This is a genomic window from Escherichia sp. WS1265, assembly GCF_046487585.1.
Lineage (GTDB): Bacteria > Pseudomonadota > Gammaproteobacteria > Enterobacterales > Enterobacteriaceae > Escherichia > Escherichia coli.
Map to the genome: position 1 here is coordinate 1 of NZ_JBJQJE010000055.1, position 3,042 is coordinate 3,042.

Here is a 3,042-nt window from a genome sequence, read left to right on the forward strand (position 1 = left end):
CACCACCCCGTCAGTAGCTGAACAGGAGGGACAGCTGATAGAAACAGAAGCCACTGGAGCACCTCAAAAACACCATCATACACTAAATCAGTAAGTTGGCAGCATCACCGGAAATCGGACAGAAAATTCATTATAATAAAATGACAACTTATCTCTTTCTCTCACGTTCTGTGAAATTTCACAAAAGTATAAACTGAGCCAATATGCCTTTATATATAAAAAATACTCATGTTTATTATTATCGGAAAAAGCCAAGATTTTGTCAAGGCCATCAAAAATATCTTTATCATGATCTATATGTACTCTTGATGATTTCACAATACAGGGAAAGATTACGAAAGCCCGCTCCCCGCAAGGACTGACGCGAGATAGTTTCTGTCCATGGCTGCTTTTCGCATCTTACGTCTTAACCCTGCCTTGAATACCTTATCATTCGTCAAAATATTAATAGCGATGTGCCGTATCCCTGAAAATAATTCTGCGGCGTTTCCTCTTCTTATTTTGCAGTCGTCTTCATTCATTACCACGTCCAGACGCCAGTGCAGCTTATTCTCTACGTGCCAGTGATTTCGGATCGCTGTGGCGAACTTTTCTGCGGTTAAATCAGCAGAACTGATATAATATCTGACCGTCATTTCTGGCTCTTTCTTTTGTTCTGCTATTATTGACCGAAAAGAGACTGCCACGCATAATTTCTTCAGTCCTTTCCATTCAAACGTGAAATCAATAAGTTCATCAGGGACATCGCAAACAATATGAAGACGGATTTCTTCTCTGCCGTGACTCTTTTCACTTATTTCGTAACTGTCATGCTCTGGATTATTTAATTCTTTCAGCGGAAATTTTCCCTCAAAGGCTTTATTTAGTCGTCCCTGATTTCCTTTTACAGCGAATAAATAATCACCGCCCTGTTTTTGTATCTTCTCTGCAATATCTTTCTGGCAACCCATCGCATCAGTTGTGATGATTTTTCCTTTAATATCCAGCATCTTAAGAAGTTCAGGGATAGCTGTAATTTCATTGGATTTCTCATCCGTCCTGATCTGTCCGATGACCAGACTGTGCATTGTTGAGAACGCACTAATGACATGAATCGCTCCCTTGCGGCGACTCTTGTCATAAGAGTGCCGGAGTGTTTTTCCATCAATTGAGATGACGTCTTTATCATCTGAAGAATGACAATCACGCATCCAGTTAATAAAGCACTCGTGAAATTTTGCAGGACTGATACAGGATACAACTCTGGCGATGGTATCGTGAACAGGAATACCATTTTCAAAATCACCATATTGTTTTAAAAAATCGAGATGTGTTTCCCCAAAATCCTCTATACCTTCCCAACCTTCTGCACCCGAAATAACGGCACAAATAGTCAACAGTAGAATATCCGATAATTTATGTTCCACTTTCCAGGCTTGTCTGTAATCGGGGATAATAGAAATATGTTCCATCATTTTTTTAAGTTCCATTTTGTTCTCCTTAATTATGTAAGGAGTATTTGATCATGTATAAGCAATAAAAACAGCTTTAGGTAATGAGGAATATCTCAATTTTTAAACATAAAATGCGAATTATTTAGTACAGAAAGTGAACTTCTGATGATCTTTCCCTGCCCATTGGGTTCATTAAGATCAAGAATAATGGGAATATGCTCAAGAAGACTTTGAATGTTCACCAGACGTCCTTTTCTAATATATTTAATTATTTGGCGATTGAATTTTAATCAAATCAACAAGGTAAAACCAAGATTAAAGTTGTGATGATAATCACAACTTTAATGATCTTCCCCTGATTCCTCCAGTCCTTTTATTTGGTTACTCTAATGGTTTTATTAATTGTAAATTTTTAAATGTCATGCTTAATAAGCCATCAGAAAAATAAAGAAAAAATTTATATATCCTTTTGTTTTTTAATTTCTTTATATACCCATTACTTATATTACCTGACTTGTGATTATCGATTAACTCAGCAGAATCCATAGCGAACACTAAATCATCTACATCAGAAAATTCAACTATCATTTTTTCCCTAATGTTCTCATTTTTATAAATGTCAATAAATAACGTCATGTTAAAATGAGATTCTTTGAATGTCGTTTTTACTTCTAACAAAACCCCATCATGCCAGTCAATTGAACTCACAATGTCAAAATCGCTCATTATATAATCTCCATTATCCGTTTTAATCATGGAGTAACAACGTTTGCAGGTATTGACCACCAAAGAGGTGGTGCAAGTGAAGGTATAAATCGAATCACTCTATATATAACATACCCTGCGCCAATTGTAGCACCAGTTGCAAGAGCCGCATCAGTAGTTGATAGCCCGGAGGTTTTGCATGACAGATCTTTACTTGGTTCTGGCTCGAAACCATATTTTTTTGCACATTTCTTAATGCTATTTGGTGCTGATGAGTAATCCTCACCATGGGACATACCTCCAAATTCCCCCATTACACCACTCCCATTTTTACACTCCCAATGCAAATGTCTTCCGTCACCAACAGCATCGCCATCTATTCGGATTCGACAACCTTTACCACAGTCCTTCCATTTTCCTGAAGTATGAGCTAATCCCAATGGATCAATCCATTGCACAGGATTGTTCATAACATAACTGTACGGGTTTATTCCCCCCGCCAGCCCTATCGGGTCCTGGATGATATACCGCCCCTGCAACGGATCGTAGTACCGGTGACGGTTATAATACAGCCCCGACTCCTCATCGTGTTGCTGCCCTGGCAGACGGTACGGCTGGTGCAGGTGATGCGGGTTTTCCTCATTCAGCAGGTTGCCCCATTCATCATACTCCCCGCTCCACGCCGTATTGCCGTCTTCGCTGATGAGCGCCAGCGGCAGGCCCCGGTGGTCGCAGTGGTAAAGATGAACTTTTCGCGCCGGTGTGTATTCCGGCTCCACCTGTTTTTCCAGTTGCTCCACCGTCAGCCCGCACTGTGCCAGCCACTGGCGGCTTTCACTGCTCACGCGGTCTGCCCGGATTTCCCCCTCCAGCCTGTCCAGCATCCTCACAAGTTCTGCCGGGA

The 3,042-nt window shown here is 40.5% G+C and carries 4 protein-coding genes; all 4 read right to left on the bottom strand.

The genetic code is table 11. The features are described 5' to 3' along the window. Positions 1 to 54 (bottom strand): IS1 family transposase (locus tag ACJHX3_RS24500; protein WP_129692851.1); only part of this gene is annotated, 54 nt, incomplete at its 3' end. A 278-nt stretch (positions 55 to 332) separates the two neighbouring features. Beyond that, the gene (locus tag ACJHX3_RS24505) at positions 333 to 1,469 is read right to left on the bottom strand and encodes an ISAs1 family transposase (protein ID WP_000421032.1); all 1,137 of its coding nucleotides are present in this window, start codon (positions 1,467 to 1,469) and stop codon (positions 333 to 335) included. 345 nt (positions 1,470 to 1,814) lie between these two features. Next, positions 1,815 to 2,159 carry a hypothetical protein gene (locus ACJHX3_RS24510; protein WP_001279013.1) on the bottom strand — a complete coding sequence of 115 codons (345 nt, stop codon included), beginning with the start codon at positions 2,157 to 2,159 and terminating at the stop codon, positions 1,815 to 1,817. 26 nt (positions 2,160 to 2,185) lie between these two features. Next, on the bottom strand, positions 2,186 to 3,042 hold an 857-nt coding region (locus ACJHX3_RS24515), incomplete at its 5' end, for an RHS repeat-associated core domain-containing protein (protein ID WP_375097357.1).

What these genes read in the sequence shown, in the direction of transcription:
- ACJHX3_RS24505 (WP_000421032.1), bottom strand. Translation starts at nt 1,469, where the DNA reads ATGGAACTTAAAAAAATGATGGAACATATTTCTATTATCCCCGATTAC.
- ACJHX3_RS24510 (WP_001279013.1), bottom strand. Translation starts at nt 2,159, where the DNA reads ATGAGCGATTTTGACATTGTGAGTTCAATTGACTGGCATGATGGGGTT.